Consider the following 24,471-nt stretch of genomic DNA (forward strand, 5'->3'; position numbering starts at 1 on the left):
GAATAACAACGACACCGTTTACAGCAACTTATTCTGCTGTAACCACTGTTTCGCCACCTGGCTGGCATCCTGACCTTCTACTGCGATTTGCGCGTTCAGCTGTTGCAAGGTTTTCTCATCCAGCTTGCTGAACACCGGCTGCAACCAGTTGCCGATATCGGGATATTGCTTGAGCACGCTGTCACGAATCACTGGCGTTGGCGCATAAATCGGCTGCACGCCTTTTGGATCGCTCAGCGTTTGCAGGCCGAGCGCCGCCACCGGGCCATCGGTACCATACGCCATCGCTGCATTGACGCCAGAAGTTTGCTGCGCCGCCGCTTTGATGGTCACCGCAGTGTCGCCACCGGCCAATGACAGCAGCTGCGATTGCTCCAGCTTAAAGTTATAGGCTTTCTCAAACGCCGGTAACGCATCACTACGTTCGATAAACTCCGCCGACGCCGCCAGTTTGAAGGTGCCACCTTTTTTCAAATAAGCGCTGAGATCGTCGAGCGAGTTAAGGTTGTTCTTTTGTGCCACGTCGCCACGCACCGCAATGGTCCAGGTGTTATTGGCCGGTGCGGGCGTCAGCCAGACCAGGTGATTTTTCTCGGCATCGAGTTTTTTCACTTTCTGGTAGCCTTGATCGGCATTTTTCCACGCGCTGTCTTTCTCATCGTTAAAGAAAAACGCACCGTTGCCGGTGTATTCGGGATAGATATCCAGTTCCCCGGCGGTGATCGCGCCACGCACCACTTGCGTGGTCCCTAGCTGGATTTTATTGACGGTTTTCACCCCGTGCTTGTCCAGCACTTGCAGAATGATGTTTCCCAGTAGTGAACCTTCGGTATCAATTTTGGAACCGACCTTCACCGGGTCAGCGGCTTGCGCTGAACCCACGCTAATTGCCAGTGCCACCATCGCCAATAAACCCTGCTTAATCATCGCGCTTTCCTCTGCGTTGTTTTCATTGTGTGACTATCAAGCGTAGCCTGGCGAATCAGGATGGGCGCGGTCAAGCGTCTAATTTCATCCATTTTCTGCTATCGATTACGCATTCTTTATAACTCTTTTAAAGGACATATAATCAAATGGAATTTTTGATGCGTGTATTGCGGATTATTCTCTTAGTCCCACTCTTTACAAAAATAAACATAACATCATGACAGACATTGCTTCTCCGGCGCACGTAGCGCAGGCAGGGAATAGACCCAGCGGTGAGACGAAATGGATTCGCAGCGCATCCGACGTTTCGAGCCTGGTGAATAACAGCGACGAATCGCGCAGCAACGCGCGTATTGTCATCGCTATCGCGCTGGGCGGCGTGTTTCTCGACGCCTACGATCTTGGCGCACTGGCGTTTGGTATCAAAGATGTGACGCGCGAGTTCCAACTGACGCCCGCCGGTACCGGCATGGTGGCTTCGGCGATAACCTTTGGCGCGATTGTTGGTGCGCTGATTGGCGGTTATCTCACCGACAAAATAGGTCGCTATCGCGTCTTCATGGCCGACATGTTCTTCTTTGTGGTAGCAGCGCTGGCCTGTGCGTTTGCGCCCAACGAGTATGTGCTGGCGGGTGCGCGCTTTGTGATGGGGCTTGGCGTCGGTATTGATTTACCGGTGGCGATGGCGTTCCTCGCCGAATTCTCGAAACTGCGCGGGCAAGGTAACAAAGCAGCCAGCGTGGCGATGTGGTGCCCAACGTGGTACGCGGCAATCAGCATCTCCTATCTGCTGGTACTGCTGTTGTATGCGGTATTGCCGGAAACCCACAGCGATTGGCTGTGGCGTTTGATTCTCGGCTTTGGCGCGGTGCCCGCGCTGCTGATCATCGCGATTCGTAGTCGTTACATGAGCGAATCACCGATCTGGGCGGCCAATCAAGGCAATCTGACCGGTGCGGCTGAGATTCTGCGCAACTCTTACAACATCAACGCGCAGGTAGCGGATGACGCCGATCTCACGCCACAAAAAGCGGTGCGCAAAGCCAGTTGGCGTAACTATGGCGCGCTGCTGCAAGGGGTTTATCGCCGCCGTACTATTCTGGCGACCGTGACCTCCATCGCCTCGGCATTTGCTTATAACGCGGTGGCGTTTGGCCTGCCGGTGATCATTTCCAGCTTCTTTGCCCAATCGATGCTGACCACCATTTTGGTGTCACTGGCGCTGAATTTGCTGTTCGCGTTTGTTGGTGGCTTGTTGGCGGTGCGTTTGGTGCCGCGTCTTGGCGCGTGGAAGATGTCAGTGACCGGTTATGCTTGCCAGTGCGTGGCGCTGCTGGGATTGGCGCTGATTGGCCGTCCTGAAGGCGGCGAACAAGCGGCAATCGCGATTGCCATGCTGGCGCTGTTCCTGTTCGGCCAGGGCTTTGGTCCGGGTTCACACACCATGGCATTTGCCTCGCTGAGCTATCCGGCTTCACTGCGCGGCGTGGGCGTCGGCTTCAACCAAACGCTGATGCGCGGCAGTTCTACCGTGTCGCTGTTCGCTTTCCCGCTGTTAGTCGCGGCGTTTGGCACTGGCGTGTTCTGGGTGATTTTCCTCGCGCCATTGATTGGCTTGCTGGCGCTGCTGGCGATTCGCTGGGAGCCGTCGGGTTACGACGTGGATGCGGAAGATTTTCAGTAATTGATTTGGCCGTTCGTAGAGTGCGCATTTATGCGCACCTGGTCACGATAAATGGCGACCCTACGTTTATGCGGTTAAGCGGAAATCGCCTAGCGTGGTAGGAATGCGCGGGAAGGTGTGCAGGAACCACGGCGTGAACTGTTCCGGTTGATACTGCATCTCTTGCTGAATCTGCGCAATCGAGCGGTAGCACCAGGCATCGGCCTCTTCCGGATTAAGCTCCGGCTGCACATCACTGATGGCAAAGAACACGTGACCGTATTCGTGCTCGGTTAAACCATTACTGAGCGGCAAGTTGTAGCTCAACTCAAACACCGGCGTCAGCGCGAGGTTCATGCCCATCTCTTCACGCAAGCGGCGTTCGGCAGCATCGCGGGTGGATTCCTGCGGATAAGGATGACCGCAGCAGGTATTACTCCACAAACCACCGCAATGGTATTTACCGCTAGCACGGCGTTGCAGCAACACTTCATGTCGTGAATTGAACACGTAAACCGTCACTGCACGATGCAGCAATCCTTTCTCATGCACTTCCAGCTTTTCCATTTTGCCGGTGGGACGATCGAGGTGGTCGACGAGGATAACTTCAATAGCGGACATGACAACTCCTTCGGAAAATTCGCAGCTATTGTACACAACCTCCGGCGCGTTAATGGAGGAAATCGCGCACATTCCGTGCGTTTAATAAAGCGTAGCAGTCTGTAACGATTCAGGAGAATTAGGCGTTTGAAAAGGCGAGATGGCGCAGAGGCAAGAAGGTCGCCAATAATGGCGACCTTACGCGGGATTGGTGTAGGGTCGCCATTTTTGGCGACCGCAACATTACAACTTGAAGCTATGCACCACCTGCTCCAGTTGCACGCTTTGTTGCTGCATCGACTGCGCGGCGGCGGAAACCTGCTCTACCAGCGCGGCGTTCTGCTGCGTGCTGCCATCCAGTTGGGTGATCGCCACGTTGACCTGATCGATACCCAAACTCTGCTCGCGACTGGCCGACATGATCTCGCTCATCAAGGTGGTTACGCTGCTGACGCCTTGCATCAGTTCATCCATGGTTTGTCCGGCTTGCTCGACCAAATCGCTGCCGGTATCGATGTTCGCTACCGATTCCTCAATCAGCTTTTTGATTTCACGCGCCGAATTGGCTGAACGTTGTGCCAGATTGCGCACCTCCGATGCTACCACCGCAAAACCACGGCCCTGCTCACCGGCACGCGCCGCTTCAACGGCGGCGTTGAGCGCCAGAATGTTGGTCTGGAAGGCGATGCTGTCGATCACGCTGATGATATCCACCACTTTGCGCGACGAGTGATTAATCGCGCCCATGGTGCTGACCACCTGACGCACCACTTCCGATCCGCGCGCGGCCACCTGTGAAGCGCCATCCGCCAGCTGATTGGCGTGGGTAGCGTTGTCGGCGTTTTGGCGTACCGTGCCGGTCAGCTGCTCCATTGACGCGGCGGTTTCAACAATCGAGCTGGCCTGCGATTCGGTGCGTGCCGAGAGATCGGCGTTGCCGCTGGCGATTTCACGCGAGGCTGCGGTGATCGCCAGCGCGCTGTCGCCAACCTGACGCATCAAGCCTTGCAGATAGGCAATAAACTGGTTGAAGCTCTGCGCTACTGCGTTGAATTCCGGGCTGTTGCTGGCCGGTAAACGCTGGGTCAGATCGGCACCGCCGGTCGACAGCGCTTCAATGTTGCGATGCAGCGAAGCGAGGCGTTTCATCATTGCGCGCACGAAGCCAAGCAGCACCAACAGCAGGATCGCCGCCAGCGGAATCTGCACCAGGCCGAGACGCGTCAACATGCTGTGGGTTTGCGCATCCAGCAAGCTCGACGGCACATCGCTGGCGAGATACCACGGGCTACCGGCAATCGCTTGCAGGAATAGCGTGTGTTCGCCATCTTCGCCGCTAAAAGTGGTTTGTGTCGGCTGGCTGCCGGCTTGGGCTAATAAGCCTTTGAGCGCAGAGGCCATCGGCAGTTGGGTATCGGCCAGGTTTTCCAGCTTCGGCGCGCCATCCACCAGCGCGGCGTTGCCAACCACTTTGCCATCGGCTTCAACGATCAGCACGCGGCCTTTGATCGCGTCGCCCATCTGTTTGGCCAGTTGGTTGAAGAAGCCGAGCGTCACGTCGATAGTCGCTACGCCCCATGCCGTGCCATTGCGATAAATCGCCATGGCGCAGTTGGTACGCGGCTGCGGGCTGGCGGCATCCTGATAGGCTTTCGCCCACGCACATTGGCCTTTTGGCGCGCTCAAACCATCTTTGTACCAGGGTTGTTCCCAATATTTATCAGCAGCGTCAGAGTTCCAGTAAGTGTTGACCTGCAACTGGTTGCTGGCGTTACGCGCGAAGAATGAGCTGTCTTTTTCTTTCGCCGGATCGCGACGATTGGGTAACGGCCAGATGCCGCCGCCGAACACGTTGCTGTCCTGATATTGGTTAACTAACGCGGGCAGCAAAGTATCGATGGCGGCGCTGTCCATCACGCCAGCCGCTTCGGTGATAGCACGCTGCTGCGCCTGTACGCGGTTCATCTGCTCCACGATGCGTCCGGCGAGGCCATCCACTTCGTAGCGCACTAAACGGCTCTCATTTTGCGTCAGTTGCGGTGCAATAAACTGGTTGATCACCAGCACGGTAATCAGCATCAGCCCAACAAAAAAAGCGACTAAGGTCGCGGTAAAACGTGATTGCGTTGTTTTAAGCATTAGTGTGCCCTTACCCTGGTTGGCGAGTTGCCTGATCGAGGTTAACGGCGTGTTAATGGGGAACTTGAGGTGAGCGCGATCACAAAGCAGTGAAATAGTTGATTTCGGTGATAATTAATTTCGAATCGGTGCGAGGGATGCCAGGTTGCCATTAATGGCAACCCTATAAAACCGTAGGGTCGGCATTATTGCCGACCTGAACTGTTAGGCCGGAGGCTCGACCACTTCCTGCCGTGGACGGAACACGTGATTGTTGCCGTCAGCCTGCAAGCGTTGCAACAGTTGCTGCCCACCACGATCATCGGCTTGCGCGAACTGGCGTTCGGCTTCGGTGATCGGCGTTGACCACAGCAAATTCACCCGATCGCCATCGCGTTTTGGTAGGCGGAACTGGGTAGATTCTGGCGCTAAGCCATTGGCGAGCAGGAAGCTTTCAAAACCGACCGGCGCCACTTCAGAGGCCAATGTGTGCCCTTCGCCAATCCACGTCAGGCGCGCCCACGGCAGATGCGCAAACTCCGCCAGCGCGCTGGCCATCTGCACGGCGTTGGCTTCGGTCATCACTTCGCCATCCACCGCCATCGCCAACTCAACACGACGATATTGCGGGGCCAGTTCATCAAACAAGTGGTCAACTTGCGGCATCGGCCGGATGCTCATGCCGAGCGTGAGAAAAACCCAAACGCCGTTGTGCAAGTGCTGTGAAATCGCCATCGGCGGCCAGTTGCCCTGATCGATGGAGTAATATTTGACCGATTCACCGAACTGCGCCTGATAACACTGCATCAGCTCGCGCTGCACCACATCCCACAAATGGCCATCGTGCCAGTCACGCCAAAAATGGCGCTGCTGTTCGGCGCGGGCGTAGTAATCGTTGGTCGATGCCGAGCCGAGCGGCGCGGTGAGACGGTTTTCTTTGATGCAGGCGGCAGAGAAACTCACCTGCTTGTCCTGATACAAACTCCAACCGGGGATCACCGCCAACAGTTGGCCGTAATACCACAGCGCGGCACCGTCGTCGCTCGGCTCCCACAGCACCTGCAAGCCCGCCGGATCGAGCATCGGCTCGGCTTCCAGCGTGCGGCAAAATTCAGCGCTTAACAGCGGCGCAATGCCCTGTTCCATCGCTTCACGATCTTCCCTGGCGGGCGCTGGCAGCAGGTTGCGTAACCAGCAGCCGCGCACCGCATATTGGCTGCGAAACAAATCATTCGGCCAGATGTAAAAATAGGCCGTACGCGCATCCTGCTCGACGATGGCGGTCAATGTGTTTTGCTGATTCGGCACCTCAGCAATCAGAGGTTGGTGGGTCATAACGCCTCGATTTTACCTGGAGGAATCCATTTTCCCCGAGAATAGAGCAGGATCGGCACTCGTGCCATGTGACACAAGGGTAAAACTCTCAAAGTGCGTGCAGAGATAGATGAGCATTGCTGATGAATTGCCGCATAACGCGCTGACATGCTTCAAATTATTTCGCGATTCTTTTGCCATCGCGCCTGCTATTATCCGCACATTGGTCCGCTCGGAGCTGCCATCATGGTGCTACAAAACCTTGATTTGAATCTGCGTGATGTGGTGATTTTCGCCATTGTGGTGTGGCTGTTTATTCGCTACACGTGGGTGATGTCGTCGCTGACGATTATGCTGAGCGGCGTGGCGCTGCTGGTATTATTGCCGATTGATATCTACTACAGCTTGCTGCCACTGGCGTTGATCGGGCTGGGATTGGGCATGTTGCTGCATCATTATCAGCAACGTTTGCTAGCGCTAAAACGCGAGGCGCGTACGCCACGGACGTACACCAAAAAGCAGGATGAATTGCATTTATAATATTTAACGGCCCATACGCTGCATGGCACGCGTATAAGCGCCGCGCTGAATTGACCAACGCAACAGTCCGGCAATCACCGCAATTTGTCGATCCACCAGCCACTGATTCACCGGCCCAATCGGCTGCTGAATTTGCTGTTGCGCCCAATCGGGCAACAATCCCATGCCCGCTTTCAGCATCACGTGCATCGCCGGTTTAGCCTGCCAGCTCGGTGCTGGTGCGTTGATCAATAGCTGCATCACTTCCAGCGTGCGTTCGTCGCACACCAATTCTGGTCGCATCTGCTGTAAATAATCCTCCACCGCCTGCACGCTTTTAGGCACCTGCTGCGCGCCCAATGCTTCAGCAATCAGCGCCGCTTCTTCGTAATAACCATCCTGTTCGGCCAGGCTGAGCTGCGGATTTTTATAGCGCAGGTGTGCGGCCAGAAAACGGCTGGTTTCGGCGACGTGCACCCACGTCAGCAAGTGCGGATCGCTGGCGGCATAAGGTTTGCCGGCGTTATCGATGCCGGTGACGCGCAGATGAATGTTTTTGACGCGCTCGATCAGGATGTTGGCATCCACCGTGTTGCCAAAGGTGGTGACGGCGATGAACTGGCTGGTACGACGCAGGCGGCCGAGCATGTCCTGACGGAAATTGGAGTGATCCCACACGCCCGCCAGCGCGGCTGGATGCAACATTTGCAGCATTAAGGCGCTGATGCCGCCGCACAGCATTGAAGGGAAATCGCCGTGGACACGCCAAATGACGTGATCAGGGCCGAACAAGCCGGGATCGCCGAGCGGTTGTGAGATATCAAATTCGTTGAGTGCTAAGCCGTTGAGGCGAAAGACTTGTTGCTGAATACGATTGCGGATGTTCATGGGTATGTGCGCTCATTGACCAGGTCGGCATGAATGCCGACCCTACGAAACTGCGTTAGCATAACACGTAGGGTCAGCATTTTTGCTGACCGGGCAACCCGCGCCCGGCTAATTAAAGATAATCAAACTGCGCATCCTGAGTGCGCACCGAATCCAGACCGATCATCACGTTGATTTTGCCGGGTTCGGCGACGTGCTGCATTTTCTGGTTCCAGAACTTCAGCGCATCAACATCGATCTTAAACTTCACGGTTTGCGATTCACCCGCTTTCAGCATGATGCGCTGGAAGCCGCGCAGTTCCTGTACCGGACGACTGATGCTCGCCACTGGATCGTTGAGATACAGCTGAACCACGGTCGCGCCATCGCGTTTGCCGCTGTTGGTTACCGTCACTGAAGCTTCCACCGAACCGTTACGCGGCATATTCGGCGAGGACATTTTCACTGGCGATACGGTAAAGGTGGTGTAGCTCAGACCGTAACCAAACGGATACAGCGGGCCGTTAACCGCATCATAGTAATGCGAGGTGTATTTGTTCGGCTTAGCGAAGTTATACGGACGACCGGTTGGCAGGTGGTTGTAGTAAATCGGAATCTGACCCACTGAGCGCGGGAAGGAAACCGGCAGTTTGCCCGATGGGTTATAATCACCAAACAGGACGTCGGCAATCGCATTGCCGCCTTCGGTGCCGCTGAACCAGGTTTCCAGCATCGCATCGGCTTGCTTATCTTCATTCACCACCGTCAGCGGACGGCCATTCATCAGCACGATCACCAACGGTTTGCCGGTGGCTTTCAGCGCGGCAATCAGTTTTTGCTGGCTTGGCGGAATCACCAAATCGCTGCGGCTGGAAGCTTCATGCGCCATACCTTGCGCTTCACCGACGGCGGCCACCACCACATCGGCTTTTTTCGCCTGCGCCACCGCATCATTAATCATCTCTTGCGGCGAACGCTGATCGACGCTGACCGCTTGCTCATACAGATTGAGGAAGTCCTGAATGCCTTTGTTGTCGCTGATGTTGGCGCCTTTTTCGTACAGCACCACGCCTTTTCCGGCCATGGCATTGCGCATGCCTTGCAGCAGGGTGATCGACTGTTTCGCCACGCCCGCGGCCGACCAGCTGCCCATGATATCGCGCTGGCTATCCGCCAACGGACCGATCAGCGCCACGGTAGCGTCTTTCTTCAGCGGCAGCGTTTCATGCCAGTTTTTCAGCAATACGATGCTTTTGCGCGCCACATCGCGCGCTTCGGCCCGGTGCAAACGGCTTTCGGCATTGGTGTCCTGCGGATCGCTGCCTTTCGGCCCTAAATGGCTGTACGGATCGTTAAACAATCCCATGTCATATTTGACGTTCAGCACGTGGCGCGCCGCATCGTCAATTTCGGCCATGCTGACTGCACCGCTTTTCACCAGACCCGGCAAATATTTGCTGTAGTACTCGTCGCTCATGCTCATGTCGACGCCAGATTTCAACGCGATGCGCACCGCATCTTGCGGATCGCTGGCTACGCCATGCTTGAGCAGTTCTTTAATTGCGCCGTGATCGCTGATGGTGATGCCTTTGAATTTCCAGTCGTTGCGCAGGATGTCTTTCAGCAACCAGCTATCGGCGGTGGCTGGTGTGCCGTTGAGCGAGTTCAACGCCACCATCACGCCGCCGCTGCCAGCATCCAGTGAAGCTTTATACGGCGGCAGATAATCCTGGAACAGGCGCTGCGGGCTCATATCGACGGTGTTGTAATCGCGTCCACCTTCGACTGCGCCATACGCGGCAAAGTGCTTAACGCTGGTCATGATCGAATAGCGATCCGCCGCGCTTTTGCCCTGCATGGCTTTGACCATGCTGCTGCCCATTTGCGAACTCAGGAAGGTATCTTCGCCGAAGCCTTCAGAGCCACGGCCCCAACGCGGTTCACGTGATACATCCACCATCGGTGCCCACGTCATATTTAAGCCATCGTCGGCGGCTTCATAAGCGGAAACGCGGCCCACTTCGGCGATGGCCTCCAGATCCCAGCTCGCCGCTAATCCCAACGGAATCGGGAAGATGGTACGTTGACCGTGCACCACGTCGTAGGCGAAGAACAGTGGAATTTTCAGGCGGCTGAGTTGCATCACCTGATCCTGCATCGCGCGAATATCAGGCCGCGTGACGGTGTTAAAAATAGCGCCAACTTGTCCATGTTGAATCATGTCGCGAATGGCTTCTTTCGGCGTATCCGGCCCCACACTGATCAACCGCATCTGGCCGATTTTTTCATCCAGCGTCATTTTGCCGAGCAGTTGATTGACAAAGGCGTCGCGCGCCTGTTCAGTCATCGGATGTGGGCCAAACAGGTCATCCGCGAAGGCGGGCTGGATGGCTAAGGAGACAGCGAGGCTAACAGAGTAAATCCATTTCATCAGGTCGGGTTCTCTTAAGTGACTGCGCAATATCGAAATAACCGGGGCAGTTTGCCACAAGTTCAGGATAGCAGGTAGCGCAGGCGTCACACCGCGATCCTTCCGCAGACGCGTGCTACAGTAGAAGCGCCATGTTAAAGACAAGGATAGGCTCATGAATAACAACACTTCGCACCCTACTCTGCTCGCCGAATTGCGCCGTCTGGTTGGACCGACCAACGTATTAACCGACGCGGAACAAACCGCGCGCTACCGTAAAGGTTTTCGCTCTGGCGAAGGCGAGGCGCTGGCGGTGATTTTTCCCGGCGCGCTGCTGGAACTGTGGCGTGCGCTGCAAGCGCTGGTCAGTGCCGACGCCATTATTTTGATGCAGGCCGCCAATACCGGTTTGACCGAAGGTTCCACGCCGAACGGCAACGATTACGATCGTCCGGTGGTGATCATCAGCACCTTACGTCTGGATAAATTGCAGCTTATTGACGGCGGCAAGCAGATCCTCGCTTTCCCCGGCAGCACGTTATATCAGCTGGAGAAAGCGCTAAAACCGCTGGGCCGCGAGCCGCATTCGGTGATTGGTTCATCGTGCATCGGCGCATCAGTGATGGGCGGCATCTGCAACAACTCCGGCGGTTCGCTGATTAAACGTGGTCCGGCTTACAGTGAAATGGCGCTGTACGCGCAAATTGATGCCAGCGGCAAACTCAAGTTGGTCAATCATCTCGGCATCGAACTCGGTCATTCGCCAGAAGAGATGATCGGCCGTTTGGATGACGATCGTTGGCAGCAAAACGATGTGCGCTGGGATGCACGCCACGCGTCCGATCACGAATACGCCGAGCGCGTGCGTGATATTAACGCCGATACGCCCGCACGTTTTAATGCCGATGAACGCCGCCTGTTCGAAGCTTCTGGCTGCGCCGGTAAGCTGGCGGTGTTTGCGGTGCGCCTCGATACCTTCCCAACCGAACCGCAGCAGCAGGTGTTCTATATTGGCACCAACAACCCGGCTGAGTTGGGTGATATTCGTCGTCATATTCTGGCGGAATTTAAAAACTTGCCGGTGGCTGGTGAATATATGCACCGCGATATTTTTGATATCGCCGAGGTGTACGGTAAAGACACCTTTGTGATGATCGATAAACTCGGCACCGACAAAATGCCGCTGTTTTTCACGATGAAAGGCCGCGTCGATGCCTGGCTGAAAAAACTCAGTTGGGTAAAACCGCACTTCACCGATCGCCTGTTGCAGCGCGTCAGCGGTTGGTTGCCCGCGCATTTGCCTAAGCGTTTGAAGGTGTATCGCGATAAGTATGAACATCACCTGATGCTGAAAATGTCCGGCGATGGCGTGGCCGAAGCGCAGGCCTATCTGACCGAATACTTCCGCGAAGGTGGCGGCGCGTTCTTCGCCTGCGATGCCAAAGAGGGCGCGCACGCCTTCCTGCATCGCTTTGCTGCCGCTGGTGCCGCGGTGCGCTATCACGCGGTGCATGCTGATGAAGTGGAAGATATTTTGGCGCTGGATATCGCGCTACGTCGTAACGATGAAGAGTGGTTTGAACGACTGCCCGCTGAGTTCGATCAGGCGCTGAGCCATCGACTCTACTACGGCCATTTCTTCTGCCATGTGTTCCATCAGGATTACATCGTGAAGAAAGGCGTGGATGCACATGCGTTGAAGGAGAAGATGTTGGCGATTTTAGCCGCGCGCGGTGCCGAGTATCCGGCGGAGCATAACGTGGGGCATCTGTATCAGGCCAAACCGCAGTTGCAGGCGTTTTACCGTCAACTGGATCCGACTAACAGTTTCAATCCGGGGATTGGTAAAACCAGCAAGCAGAAGGGTTGGGCGGTGAAAGCCTAAGCTGTGGTGATTAAAAGGTGGCCATGAATGGCCACCCTACAAAAAACGGTGATTACGGTAACTGTTCGCCCTGCTCTTGCGCGGCGGCGGCTTGCACCGCGCGGCGTTCGATAATCATGGTTTGCGGCGTTGACAGCACAATGCCCTCTTTGCGCAGACGCGTCAGAATATCGAACAGCAAATCACTTTTAGCGCCCGAAATCTGGCGCTGGCTGGCGACGTTGCCGGTGACGCTCAACACTATCCCCGCAGGCGTAAGATCTTTGAATGACACCGACGGCTCTGGCGTTTCCAAAATGCGCTCGTTCTCCTGATACACTTCCAACAGAATTTCACGCACCCGCACCGGATCGATATCCAGCGGGAAAGTCAGCAGAATGGTCACCACGCCTTGCGCGTTGCCCATCGTCGCGTTACGCACGTTTTGCGAGATCAGCTGCGAGTTCGGCACAATCACCGTGGATTTGTCGCTGAGTTGAATTTCGGTAGCGCGCACATTGATGCGGCGAATATCACCTTCAATGCCGCTGATACTGACCAAATCGCCGACTTTCACCGGACGCTCAGTTAACAGAATCAGGCCAGAGATAAAGTTCTTCACAATCTCCTGCAAACCAAAACCGATACCGACCGACAAGGCGCTAACGATCCACGCCAGTTTGTTCCACTGCAAGCCCATAATCGACAGCGTCAGCAGGATGATCAGCACGTAACCGATGTTGCTGAAGAGTGTCACCAGCGACACGCGCATGCCGATATCCATGGTGGTTTTTGGCAGGAAATCTTTATCCAGCCAGCGCCGCACCGAACGCAGCACATAAATGCCCACCACCAGACACAGAATCGCATTCACCATGTGCGCAGGCACAATGTTCAGCGATTCCAGACCTTTGCCACCCCAGAACTCGATCACTTTCTGAATAAGCTCGATTGGCGTAGAAGACGCAAAGGTGCCGTTCAGCAGCGCCAGCGCGAGGATGGCAATCAGTAAGGTTTTACCCACCGCACTGAGCAGCGTTGCCGCCTGCTGCAAATGACGCTCATCGATGTTGAGCGAGGTTTGCAGACGTTTACCGGTGGCGTTACTGGTGGAGAACAGGCTTTCGCAGCCGTCATTCACCAAATGGCTGAGGAAGTAGAACGAGCCGAACAGAATGCCGCACCAAATCACTTCATAACTGAGGAAGCGCGCCAGCGTGACGTAACCGATGATCAGCGAAATCAGGATCGCCAGCGCGGTGAGCGTTAATGCCATCTGCACTAAACCGACGATAGTGGAACGTGCTTCCGGCTGTTGGCCTTCCTGCACCATGCGACGACGCACGCGGTTGGTGCGCATGCTGATCGCCAGACCGGTACAACCAATCAACAACGCGGTTAAGCCGTTGGCAAAAATGGTGGTGTTGAGGCTGGTGCCGACGCTGTAGTTAAAGGCTTCCACCGTCTGGAAAATAAACACCAAACCGGCGGTAAACGGCGGGAACGGCTTCAACGCCAGCGCCACTTCATTGGAGATTGCCGGTAAACGCCAGCTTGGACGACGCGTCGACAGGAAAGCGCGGCCTAAACCGGCAATCAAGCCGCAATAGACGCTGAGCTGTACCAAACGCTCAATGAAATCTTGTACATCGGTGGAGACTTCATCGCGGCGCGTAAAGGCCAGTGCGAGGAAGTTAAAGGTCAGCACCACCGCCGCTAACGTTGTCAGCGCAATCGCCGCCGCGAGGAAGCTGCGACGTAAACGCCCTTCCGGCATTTTGTGGATGCTGACCCACGCCAGAAACTCTTCGCTGTAGCGGCGACCAAGCGTCATCACCAGCATCGCCGCAATCACCCAGGCGATGGTGCCAAAGCGCCAGCCCGATTCCCACGACAGCGCGGCGGTATCCTGCAATTCTGCAATAAAGTCGCTGATTTTCTCGCCGTCGAGATCCTGGCTGCTGACCACCGGCGCCCAGAAACGCGGGCCGAAAATACTGCCGGAATTCAGCGCTAGCTGGCTTTTCAGCTGATCACGACGCAGGTTGACGATTTGCGATGACAGCACCAGCGCGCCGTTTTTAATGCCATCGGCCTGCTTGATTTGATCGTCGAGCTTACTTTTTTGGCTCTCCAGCGAAGCACGCTTGCGCGTCACTTCCGGCGTCTCTTTCACACCGCTGTCCGCTTTCGGTGCCGGGCCAAGTACCGCTAACTGCGCATCCAGCTGCTGACCTTGTGGAATCAGCGCCTGCGCCAGCGTTTCGGCATTGCCCGATAGCTCCAGCGCCATTTCGTTCAGCTGATTAAGCTGGCTTTCATTGGTATCGCCGGAGACCTGGCCTTTAATTTTATCGAGGATTTTCTGCATCTTCGGTAGCTCAACCGATGCATTCACCTTTGGGGCGGTGTCTTCGGCCTGATCGTTCGGCGGCGTATCCGCAGCAACGCTCAGTACCGGCGATAACAGCACCAATAACAGTAATAACGGGGTAAACAGGCTTCGAAACTTGAACATATCAATGTGATTCCAGCGCAATAACAGCCGATAAACGCAAATGTGGTCGTGAGTGGTCGCCAGTGTAGGACGATGCCGTGGCGGAAACTATAGGAATGAAGGTGTAAAACATTGGCGCTGACGATAAGAGATTTTGCAGGAGCGCGTAGATGAATAAGGTCACCATAAATGGCGACCCTACGAATGCACAGGTTATTCGCCGTTGCTGGCGGTCAAACCGGACTTCTGCTTTTTATACGCCAGCGCTGCCGCCGGAACTGGTGCCGCTTTGCCGGTTTCTAACCAGTCGCGCAGGCGATTGGCATCAGCAAAATGGGTGTATTTGCCGAAGGCATCCAACACCACCAGCGCCACCGGACGGTTATTAATCACGGTGCGCATCACCAGACAATGTCCGGCTTCATCGGTGTAACCGGTTTTGGTCAACTGAATACGCCAATCGTTTTTGTACACCAGATGATTGGTGTTACGGAACGGCAGCGCATAGTTCGGATGCTTGAACACCGCAGTATCTTCTTTGGTGGTGCTCAGTTCGCCAATCAGCGGATATTGGCGCGTCGCTTTCACCAGCTTAATCAGATCTTCGGCGCTGGAGACGTTCTGAATCGACAAACCGGTCGGCTCAACGTAGCGCGTGTGCGTCATGCCTAATGAACGCGCCTTGGCGTTCATCGCACGGATAAAGGCATCGTAACCGCCCGGATAATGATGCGCCAAACTGGCCGCCGCACGGTTTTCCGAGGACATCAGCGCCAGCAGCAACATATTGCGGCGGCTGATTTCACTGTTCAGTTTGACGCGCGAGAACACGCCGCGCATCTCAGCGGTGTGGCTGATATCCACCGACAGCAGTTCGTCCATCGGCAATTTGGCGTCCAGCACCACCATCGCCGTCATCAATTTAGTCAGCGAAGCGATCGGACGTACGCGGTCCGGATGGCTGGAAAACAGCACTTTGTTGTTTTCCAGGTCAACTATCATGGCGCTGCCCGAAGCAATTTGCGGTTGGGCAATCGGCGCCAGATTAGAGAGTGCAGCCGGCGCGGCCAGCGCAGGTGTCACAGCGGCCGGCGCGGCGACAAACAGCGCCAGCGACAGCAGAGAAATACGCATTTTTGCAGACATCGTGTCAAAAAAATCCGGTCAGGAGTTTTGCGCTGTGTTTAAGACACAGGCCGCCCGCATCAAGCCAGACGGGATGCGGGCTGGCAGCAGTATCATACGCACTTCCCTGAGAAATTTCTTAGCGAGATTGTTTCTGGGCGTTAAAAAGGTCGTCATAAATGACGACCTTGTGTGAGTTGCCCGTGAGAAGGTCACCATAAATGGCGACCCTACGGGTTTAGCGCGGTTCTGTAGGGTCGCCATTTATGGTGACCGAACCCAGTATCAGAACAAGCGTGGACCGTAGCCCCACAAAATCACTGTCAGCGCCAGCAGCACTTCAAACACCAGCACACCAATCGCCAAGGTAGAACCGGAGAAACGCAGGCTCTCGTCACGATCAATACTCAGGAACACCGGAATCCCGACGTACAGCAGATAACCGGTGTACACCAACGCACATGCGCCGACCAGCACGCACAACCACACCAGCGGATAGAGCGCCACAATTCCGCTTAGAAACAGCGGCGTAGCTACATAACCGGCAAACACGGTGCAACGTTGCAGGCTAGGACGCTGCGGATAGTTACGCGCCATCCAGTGAATGACGCGGCCCATCACCATCACGCCGCCGAGAATGATTAAGTAAAACAGAATGCCGAGACCGATGCCGGTCAACATGTTGAGTTGGACAAACTGCCCTTCGCCCAGATTCCAGCCCAGTTGCGTGGTACCAATGAAGGCGCAGATCACCGGGATCGCCGCCATCAACAGCACATGGTGAGTGTAATGGTGCGAAACGCTCTCATTTTCCTGCTTGATATCGCGCATTTCCTGATTTGGATGCGCCAATAGACCCCAGACATGATTCATAAAATCACTCCTCTGATGCGGTGGGCTGCCCCGATAGCGATCAGTTGGATGACTCAGGCAGCGTCACTTCAAGTATAATCGGCGCGGCTGTTTTTGCGGCCCACGGCACAAAAAAAGCCGCTGGCGTATAGACTGTTATCAGGTTCTTTATTCGCAGGGAGGATGATTTGCATCTCGATATCAATGGATTAATCACGCAATACGGCTATCTGGCACTGCTAATTGGCTGTATCGCCGAAGGAGAAACCTTCACATTACTGGGCGGCGTGGCCGCGCATGAGGGTTTATTGCACTTTAGCGGCGTGGTGCTGGCGGCAATGATCGGCGGCATTATTGGCGATCAACTGCTGTTTTGGTTGGGCCGTCGCTGGGGCACCAAAATTTTGCGTCGCTTCAGTAAACATCAGGAAACCATTGGCAAAGCCAAGCGCCTGATCCAAAAACGACCCAGCTGGTTCGTGATTGGCGTGCGCTTTATGTACGGTTTCCGCATCGTTGGGCCAATCATTATTGGTACCAGCCGACTGAATCCGCTGCGCTTCTTTATCCTTAACGTGATTGGCGCAGCGCTGTGGTCACTGATTTTCGTCACGCTCGGCTACTTCGCCGGACAGATCGTCGCGCCGTGGCTGCACACCATCGATAAACATCTGAAACCGCTGTTATGGTTAGCGGCGGCGGTGATCTTTGGCATCGTGCTGCGTTACATCATTCGCCACTGGAACCGCCGCCGCGCCGGTTAGTTAATGGTGATAACCTTTAAACTGCGGATTCGCCAGCATAAAACCACCGTCGACAATGAAGGATTGTCCGGTGGTGTAAGTGGCCCATTCCGAGCACAGCCACGCCACTAAACTCGCCACTTCACGCGTATCGCCGGGACGCCCAATCGGGATTTCCGGCATGCGTCGTCCTTGCTCATCATCTTTCATGCTGTTCATGGCGGTGGCAATCGCGCCCGGCGCGACGGCGTTGACCAGAATATGGTGCGGCAACAAACTCAGCGCCATCGATTTGGTTAATCCGCCCAATGCATGTTTCGCGGCGGTGTAGGCGCTGGCATCCGGCAGCGGCGTGTGTTCGTGCACCGAGGTGATATTGATGATGCGCCCACCATCGCCCTGATCGACCATATGCCGCGCAGCAATCTGCCCGCAAATAAACGCGCCATCGACATCCACGTTAAACACCTTGCGCCAGTCTTCAAACGTCACGTCGAGGAAATCGGCTTTGGTCATCACGCCCGCGTTACTTACCAGCACATCAATGCGCCCGAGCGAGTTGATCAACTGCGCCAGTTGTTGCCCGCCAGCTTGCGGATCGGAGAGGTCGACCTGGCGCACCTGCGCCAGCTGTCCACGGCTCTCCACCATGCGTGCGGTCTCCTGCGCGCCCTCTTCATCCGCACTCCAGGTGATGCCCAGCGTATAACCGGCTTCCGCCAGCATCACCGCACAGCTGCGACCAATGCCAGAACTGGATCCGGTAACCACGGCGACTTTCTGTTTTCCTGCGCTCATAACATTCTCCTGATTGAGGGTGTCCTTACAGTATAGAAGTTATCCTTCTGTGCCTCGGCGCAGCCGAATCAGCCGTTTCGTCTATAGTTAACAATCACATGCAGCCACGGGAGGCAAAATGAGCGAGATAAAACGCAAAATAGACGATCACGGCGTGATTGGTGATTTACGCACCTGCGCGCTGATCGCTAACGACGGCACCATCGATTATTTGTGCTGGCCAGAACTCGACAGCCCTTCCGTGTTTGCCGCGCTACTCGACAGTGACCAAGCTGGCCTGTTTTCCCTCGCGCCAGACTGGAAAAACGCCCGTCAGCAGCAACTTTACCTGCCCGATACCAATATTCTGCAAACCCGCTGGCTGGATGATTCGGGCGTAGCCGAGATCACCGATTACATGCCGATTTGCGATGAGCACAGCAAAGTGCCGCGCCTGGTGCGGCGTGTGAAGATGGTGCGCGGCACGGCCAAATTTCATCTGCTGTGCGCGCCGCGCCACGACTATGCGCGCGCTGAAACCACCACCGAAGTGCGGCCCGGCGGCATCGCCTTTCTCGCCGCCGGTCAACCGTCGTTGCGCCTGAGCGCCACGGTGGTGATGACGCGTGAAAACCACAGCGCAGTAGCCGAATTCACGCTTAAAGCGGGCGAATCAGCGGAGTTCATTTTTGGTAGTGATGACGATGAAAACGTCGCGCACATTGCCACCGAACAATGCTTTCGCGACACGCTGGCGTTTTGGCGGCGCTGGAGCAGCCACAGTTCGTATCGCGGCCGCTGGCAGGAGATGGTGACGCGATCGGCGCTTGCGCTGAAACTGTTGACCTCGCATCAACACGGTTCGATTGCCGCAGCCGCCACCTTTGGTTTGCCGGAAGAGCTCGGCGGCGAGCGCAATTGGGATTATCGCGCGTCGTGGATTCGCGATGCGTCGTTCAGCATGTACGCCTTGATGCGACTCGGTTACACCGAAGAAGCGCGCGATTTCACCAAATGGGTCGGACGCTGCGTCGAGCACAGCCACGATGACACGCCGCATCTACAGGTGATGTATCGCCTCGACAGCGGCACCGAATTGCACGAAACCGAGTTGCTCAATCTTTCTGGCTACGCCAATTCGCGTCCGGTGCGCATTGGTAATGATGCGTGGCGACAAACCCAATTAGATATCTACGGCGAATTAATGGACGCGATTTATCTCGCCAATAAATACGGCGAGGCTATTTCACATCGCGGCTGGAAATACGTATCGGACATGATCGATTACGTCTGCGTGAACTGGAATCAGCCCGATGCTGGTATTTGGGAGATGCGCGGCGAACCGCAACATTTCCTGCATTCACGCTTAATGTGTTGGGTGGCGCTGGATCGCGCCTTACGCCTCGGTTTAAAACGTTCGTTACCAATGCCGTATGAACGTTGGGATCGGGTGCGCAGCGAAATCCGCGATGATATCTGGCAAAATTTCTGGAACCCCGAATTGGGCCACTTCACCGCCACGCGCGGCGGCAGTTTCCTTGACGCATCAATGCTATTAATGCCGCTGGTGCGCTTTGTCAGCTCCACCGATCCGGATTGGATTTCCACTCTCGACGCGATTAAAACCCATTTAGTGAGCGACGGTTTAGTGCGGCGCTATAACATTCACGAGACGCCTGCCGATGCTTTAAAAGGCGAAGAGGGATCGTTTGCCGCCTGCTCCTTCTGGTATGTGGAGTGTCTGGCGCGTGCTGGCCGGGTGCATGAGGCGCATTTCGAGTTTGAGAAGCTGCTGAGTTACGCCAATCCACTGGGCCTGTATGCCGAGGAGTTTACGCCGCACGGCAACGCGCTGGGCAATATGCCGCAAGCGTTGTCGCATCTGGCGTTGATCAGTGCCGCTTTTTTCCTCAATCGTAAATTGAGCAATGAAGTGACGCTGTGGCAGCCGTGAAAATTCACATTTTGGGCTGCAATGCGAAGAGAATTGTCCGTTAAACACAGCCAATTGAGTAAAGTATCTGCAGCCAAGCTAAATCGTGATTTCCATCAATGCGTCAATGCACATATAATGCGCAGCGGGTCACCCCGACCACGATGGTTTCGACACACTGACAAGCCTGATACAGGGCCATAACGACTTGAAAAACATGAAAAAGAGCATTCGCGCGTTCGCTTCACTCGCCCTCGCACTGGCGGCGTTCAGCCAGTCGGCATTTGCAGTTGTTTATCCGCTGCCGCCGGCTAACAGCCGTCTGATCGGCGAGAATATTGAAATCACCGTCCCTGATGACAGCAAACTTCCGCTGGAAGCCTTTGCTGCACAGTACCAGATGGGCCTCAGCAACATGCTGGAAGCCAATCCGGGCGTTGACGTCTACTTGCCGAAAGCTGGCACTAAAATGATCATTCCTCAGCAGCTGATTCTGCCTGACGCACCGCGTGAAGGCATCGTGATCAACAGCGCTGAGATGCGTCTTTATTACTACCCGAAAGGCACCAAAACTGTGGTTGTGCTGCCAATCGGTATCGGTGAGTTAGGTAAAGACACGCCAATCAACTGGACCACTGCGGTTGAGCGTAAGAAAGATGGCCCAACCTGGACGCCAACCAAAGGCATGCACGCAGATTATGCCGCGCGTGGCGAAACTATTCCTGCGGTGTTCCCGGCTGGTCCGGACAACCCAATGGGCTTGTACGCGCTGTACATTGGTCGCCTGTATGCGATTCACGGCACCAACGCCAACTTTGGTATTGGTCTGCGCGTGAGCCACGGCTGTGTGCGTCTGCGTGCTGACGACATCAAATGGCTGTTCGACAACGTGCCAGTGGGTACGCGCGTGCAGTTCATCGATCAGCCAGTGAAAGCTACCGTTGAGCCAGACGGTTCACGTTATGTGGAAGTTCACAACCCGCTGTCGACCACTGAAGAGCAGTTCAATTCACGTGAGCTGGTGCCGATTACATTGACCTCTGCCGTGACCAAAGTGGTGGCTGATGCCAGCACCAATCAGGATGCGGTGAACAACGCTATCCAGGCGCGTAACGGTATGCCGATCAAAATTAACGGTCAGCCTGACGACGCGCAGCCTGCGCCGGTGCCAGTGCAGGAATCTTCTGATGCAACGCCAAAAGAAGAGCCGATGACACCACAAGGTGCGAGCGCGGTAACACCAGCGGCTCAGCCTGCTTCTAGCCTGTAATCGCGGTTAGCGGTGAGAAGAAGCCAGCCTGCGGGCTGGCTTTTTTTATGTCTGGAGATGATGAGGTCACCATAAATGGCGACCCTACAGGTGCTATGAATGGTATGGTCGCCATAAATGGCGACCCGACGAAAACCGCACCAATCCGTAGGGTCGCCATTTATGGTGACCTGGACATCAACACTTAATCCCGCGGTCTGCGGAACGCCAGCCAACCGCCCACCAGCGTAAACGCCAGCACCACCAACACCAGCAGCAAAAAGCCGTGCGGATTATTCGCCAGCGGAATGCCGCCAACGTTCATACCAAAAAATCCTGCCACGATATTGATCGGCAGCGCCAGCACGGTGATCACCGTCAGCAAAAACAGCGTGCGGTTGCTCTGCTCCATCAAGCGCGCAGCGATCTCTTCCTGTAATAAGCGAATGCGTTCCATCAATCCGGCCAAATCATTCAGCGCCACACTGAACTCCTCGGTGAAAATACGCAGCTCACCGAGCGGTTCGCGCTTCAGCCATTTGGGCGGGCGATTCAACAAACGAAACAGCGCCGCCGGTTCCGGTGCCAGCAAACGCTGCACGCGTAGCAGCATGCGGCGCAGATGCCCTAATTCGTGGCGATTGGTTTTAATCGCGGCACTTAACAAGCGTTCTTCAATCGCATCCACCGCCTGGCTGGATCGACGCACCACTTGTTCCAGTTGCGCTTCCTGCTCGCCCAACAGCCACAGCAGCATCGCATCGGGTTCGGTGAATTGCAGTTTATCGATCTGCTGATGCATGCGTTCAATCATGCCAACCGGCCGATAGCGCGCGGAAACGATGACGTGCGGACAGCACCAAATCCACAACGTGGCGTTTTGCGTGCTGCGCTCTTCTTTACTAAAGGTCACGTCATTGAGCACCGCCAGCAGCGCATCGTTTTGATGGGCTAATCGGGTGCGCGGCGAGGACGAATGTATCTCATCGAAAAAATCGCTATCAACACCAAAGTGGTCCTGAACCCAACGTTCAGCACGCGCATGGTTAAGGTTGATGTGTAACCAGAGAAAGTAGGATTCCGGCAGCTGTTGTTGCGCCAGCTGCGCCGCTTCACGGGCATTAAGCCGTTGTGGGGGCGTTTCAGGAGTAAACAGATAACCGTGAATCAGTCCGGCAACTTCATTATTGAAGTCGGGCAATGAGGTAAGCGGTAACACCGGCTGGAGCATAGAAACAAGTCCCGGATCGGTCAGGTCCACAGAGTGCGACAGCTTTGTTGCAGTACGATGACAGAGCGTGATCGCCATCATCATTCTGTCATACAAACCACGTATCACACTGCCATTAACGGATGCCATTCGAGCATCGTGTATTAACACTGAGGTGTTTTATGGCTGAAAACAGTTTACCTGCATCGTCATCCTCCTCGTCCCACAGTGGACGCCCGAATCTTAACAAAGGCAACGGTCCGGCATCACGGCTGATCTTTATCCTGCTATTGGTGGCGGGATTGGTGTACGCCGGCATTAACCTGGTGAGCGATGTCGAAGAGACCGGCGCGCCGGTGACCAGTTACACCCCGTTCCTGCTGCTCGGTGTGGCGCTGATCATCGCGCTCGGCTTTGAATTTGTGAATGGCTTCCACGATACCGCCAACGCGGTCGCCACGGTGATTTATACCCATTCACTGTCGCCGGGCGTGGCGGTGGTGTGGTCTGGCTTGTGGAACTTTCTCGGCGTGCTGCTCTCCAGCGGCGTGGTGGCATTTGGCATTATCTCGCTGCTGCCGGTGGAATTGATTCTACAGGCGGGCAGCGGCAACGGCTTTGCCATGGTTTACGCGCTACTGTTCTCAGCGATTATCTGGAACCTCGGCACCTGGTATTTCGGTCTGCCGGCGTCCTCATCGCATACGCTGATCGGTTCGATCATCGGTGTTGGCGTGGCCAATGCGCTGCTGCACGGTCGCAGCGGCACCAGCGGCGTCGATTGGGATCAGGCGATTAAAGTCGGCTACGCGCTGCTGTTGTCACCGATTGTCGGCTTCGTGTGTGCCGCCCTGCTGCTGCTGGCGATGAAAGCCTTTATCCGTAATCGCCAGCTGTATGAAGCGCCGAAAGGCAATCAGCCGCCGCCTGTGTGGATTCGTGGCTTGCTGATCCTGACCTGCACCGGCGTGTCATTCGCGCACGGCTCGAACGACGGTCAGAAAGGCATGGGCTTAATCATGCTGATTCTGGTCGGCACCATGCCGATTGCTTATGCGCTGAACCGCTCGCTGCCGCCGGAGCAAATCCCACGCGTTGCCGCTTTAACCCAAGTCACCGAACAGCAATTGCTGACGCTGCAACCGGCCCCGGCCGCGATGCCTGCGCCGCGTGAAGTGCTGACTGAATTTGTGCGTACCAGCCAGAATCGCCCACAAGTTATCCCCGCGCTGGGCATGATGCTGGGCGATATCGGCGATCAGATTCGTCGTTACGGCTCAGTGGAAAATATCCCCGCCCAGGCAGTGACCAACACGCGTAATGACATGTATCTGGCCTCTGAATCGATCAAACACCTGCAATCCGCCAAAGTCGCGTTGCCGGAAGAGACCGCGCGCAATCTGACGGCAGTGAAGAAAGAGCTGGATGCCGCCACGCGCTTTATCCCGATGTGGGTGAAAGTGGTCGTGGCGATTGCGCTGGGTCTCGGCACCATGGTGGGCTGGCGTCGCATCGTGGTGACGGTCGGTGAAAAAATTGGCAAAACGCATCTGACTTACGCGCAAGGTGCCAGCGCCGAACTGGTGGCGATGGCGACAATCGGTGCCGCCGACGTGTTTGGCCTGCCGGTCTCCACCACCCATGTGCTCTCTTCGGGCGTTGCCGGTTCGATGGCCGCCAACCGTTCAGGCTTACAGCTTTCTACCCTGCGCAATCTGGCGATGGCATGGGTGCTGACATTACCAGTTTCTGTTTTGCTTTCAGGGCTGCTTTACACCCTGTTTATCCACCTTTAACGGGAGA

18 protein-coding genes are annotated in these 24,471 nt (G+C 55.6%); 7 read left to right on the forward strand and 11 right to left on the reverse strand.

Going from position 1 to position 24,471, the window contains the following annotated elements; genetic code table 11:
• Window positions 1-18: 18 nt before the first annotated feature.
• On the reverse strand, window positions 19-927 hold the full coding sequence (osmF, locus tag ACPUC7_RS11475) for a glycine betaine ABC transporter substrate-binding protein OsmF (RefSeq protein ID WP_494923026.1): 909 nt from the start codon (window positions 925-927) through the stop codon (window positions 19-21).
• A gap of 217 nt (window positions 928-1,144) precedes the next feature.
• Between osmF and ACPUC7_RS11480 the strand changes: the two genes are divergently transcribed.
• The gene (locus tag ACPUC7_RS11480; protein WP_494923027.1) at window positions 1,145-2,611 is read left to right on the forward strand and encodes an MFS transporter; all 1,467 of its coding nucleotides are present in this window, start codon (window positions 1,145-1,147) and stop codon (window positions 2,609-2,611) included.
• A 66-nt stretch (window positions 2,612-2,677) separates the two neighbouring features.
• Here the strand turns inward: ACPUC7_RS11480 and idi are convergent, their stop codons facing one another.
• The 3 genes from idi to ACPUC7_RS11495 form a co-directional block, all read right to left on the reverse strand.
• The gene (gene idi / locus ACPUC7_RS11485) at window positions 2,678-3,211 is read right to left on the reverse strand and encodes an isopentenyl-diphosphate Delta-isomerase (protein ID WP_494923028.1); all 534 of its coding nucleotides are present in this window, start codon (window positions 3,209-3,211) and stop codon (window positions 2,678-2,680) included.
• A 222-nt stretch (window positions 3,212-3,433) separates the two neighbouring features.
• Window positions 3,434-5,329, reverse strand: coding sequence for a methyl-accepting chemotaxis protein (locus ACPUC7_RS11490; RefSeq protein ID WP_494923029.1), 1,896 nt, complete (start codon window positions 5,327-5,329; stop codon window positions 3,434-3,436).
• 204 nt (window positions 5,330-5,533) lie between these two features.
• Window positions 5,534-6,643, reverse strand: a complete 1,110-nt coding sequence (locus ACPUC7_RS11495; protein WP_494923030.1) for a suppressor of fused domain protein — start codon at window positions 6,641-6,643, stop codon at window positions 5,534-5,536.
• Between the two features lie 225 nt (window positions 6,644-6,868).
• Between ACPUC7_RS11495 and ACPUC7_RS11500 the strand changes: the two genes are divergently transcribed.
• Complete coding sequence (locus ACPUC7_RS11500) at window positions 6,869-7,162, forward strand: hypothetical protein (protein ID WP_494923031.1); 294 nt, start codon at window positions 6,869-6,871, stop codon at window positions 7,160-7,162.
• A gap of 3 nt (window positions 7,163-7,165) precedes the next feature.
• Here ACPUC7_RS11500 and ACPUC7_RS11505 read toward each other — a convergent pair whose 3' ends face one another.
• Together ACPUC7_RS11505 and bglX are read right to left on the reverse strand one after the other, a co-directional pair.
• Complete coding sequence (locus tag ACPUC7_RS11505; protein WP_494923032.1) at window positions 7,166-8,029, reverse strand: oxygenase MpaB family protein; 864 nt, start codon at window positions 8,027-8,029, stop codon at window positions 7,166-7,168.
• Window positions 8,030-8,141: 112 nt separating this feature from the next.
• The gene (gene bglX / locus ACPUC7_RS11510; RefSeq protein WP_494923033.1) at window positions 8,142-10,439 is read right to left on the reverse strand and encodes a beta-glucosidase BglX; all 2,298 of its coding nucleotides are present in this window, start codon (window positions 10,437-10,439) and stop codon (window positions 8,142-8,144) included.
• Window positions 10,440-10,593: 154 nt separating this feature from the next.
• On the opposite strand from bglX, the gene dld reads away from it, so the two are divergent.
• Complete coding sequence (dld, locus tag ACPUC7_RS11515; RefSeq protein WP_494923034.1) at window positions 10,594-12,303, forward strand: D-lactate dehydrogenase; 1,710 nt, start codon at window positions 10,594-10,596, stop codon at window positions 12,301-12,303.
• A gap of 52 nt (window positions 12,304-12,355) precedes the next feature.
• Here the strand turns inward: dld and ACPUC7_RS11520 are convergent, their stop codons facing one another.
• The 3 genes from ACPUC7_RS11520 to ACPUC7_RS11530 all read right to left on the reverse strand — a co-directional run bounded on the left by ACPUC7_RS11520 (window position 12,356) and on the right by ACPUC7_RS11530 (window position 16,777).
• On the reverse strand, window positions 12,356-14,800 hold the full coding sequence (locus ACPUC7_RS11520) for a DUF3772 domain-containing protein (protein ID WP_494923035.1): 2,445 nt from the start codon (window positions 14,798-14,800) through the stop codon (window positions 12,356-12,358).
• 192 nt (window positions 14,801-14,992) lie between these two features.
• The gene (gene pbpG / locus ACPUC7_RS11525; protein WP_494923036.1) at window positions 14,993-15,925 is read right to left on the reverse strand and encodes a D-alanyl-D-alanine endopeptidase; all 933 of its coding nucleotides are present in this window, start codon (window positions 15,923-15,925) and stop codon (window positions 14,993-14,995) included.
• A gap of 264 nt (window positions 15,926-16,189) precedes the next feature.
• Window positions 16,190-16,777, reverse strand: a complete 588-nt coding sequence (locus ACPUC7_RS11530) for a Yip1 family protein (RefSeq protein ID WP_494923037.1) — start codon at window positions 16,775-16,777, stop codon at window positions 16,190-16,192.
• Between the two features lie 167 nt (window positions 16,778-16,944).
• Here ACPUC7_RS11530 and ACPUC7_RS11535 point away from each other — a divergent pair, with 167 nt between their 5' ends.
• Window positions 16,945-17,520: a DedA family protein gene (locus tag ACPUC7_RS11535; RefSeq protein ID WP_343551538.1), complete on the forward strand. Its 576-nt coding sequence runs from the start codon at window positions 16,945-16,947 to the stop codon at window positions 17,518-17,520.
• Here the strand turns inward: ACPUC7_RS11535 and ACPUC7_RS11540 are convergent, their stop codons facing one another.
• On the reverse strand, window positions 17,521-18,297 hold the full coding sequence (locus ACPUC7_RS11540) for an SDR family oxidoreductase (protein ID WP_343551539.1): 777 nt from the start codon (window positions 18,295-18,297) through the stop codon (window positions 17,521-17,523).
• 118 nt (window positions 18,298-18,415) lie between these two features.
• Here ACPUC7_RS11540 and ACPUC7_RS11545 point away from each other — a divergent pair, with 118 nt between their 5' ends.
• Both ACPUC7_RS11545 and ACPUC7_RS11550 read left to right on the forward strand, forming a co-directional pair.
• The gene (locus ACPUC7_RS11545; RefSeq protein ID WP_494923038.1) at window positions 18,416-20,230 is read left to right on the forward strand and encodes a glycoside hydrolase family 15 protein; all 1,815 of its coding nucleotides are present in this window, start codon (window positions 18,416-18,418) and stop codon (window positions 20,228-20,230) included.
• 196 nt (window positions 20,231-20,426) lie between these two features.
• Window positions 20,427-21,479 (forward strand): L,D-transpeptidase family protein, encoded by a 1,053-nt coding sequence (locus ACPUC7_RS11550; protein WP_494923039.1) that lies wholly within the window; start codon window positions 20,427-20,429, stop codon window positions 21,477-21,479.
• 184 nt (window positions 21,480-21,663) lie between these two features.
• On the opposite strand, the gene ACPUC7_RS11555 is transcribed toward ACPUC7_RS11550, so the two are convergent.
• Window positions 21,664-22,689 carry a transporter gene (locus ACPUC7_RS11555; protein WP_494923206.1) on the reverse strand — a complete coding sequence of 342 codons (1,026 nt, stop codon included), beginning with the start codon at window positions 22,687-22,689 and terminating at the stop codon, window positions 21,664-21,666.
• A 161-nt stretch (window positions 22,690-22,850) separates the two neighbouring features.
• Between ACPUC7_RS11555 and ACPUC7_RS11560 the strand changes: the two genes are divergently transcribed.
• Complete coding sequence (locus ACPUC7_RS11560; protein ID WP_343551542.1) at window positions 22,851-24,464, forward strand: inorganic phosphate transporter; 1,614 nt, start codon at window positions 22,851-22,853, stop codon at window positions 24,462-24,464.
• The last annotated feature ends 7 nt before the right edge of the window (window positions 24,465-24,471 follow it).

Source organism: Pantoea sp. CFCC18179 (assembly GCF_059412405.1).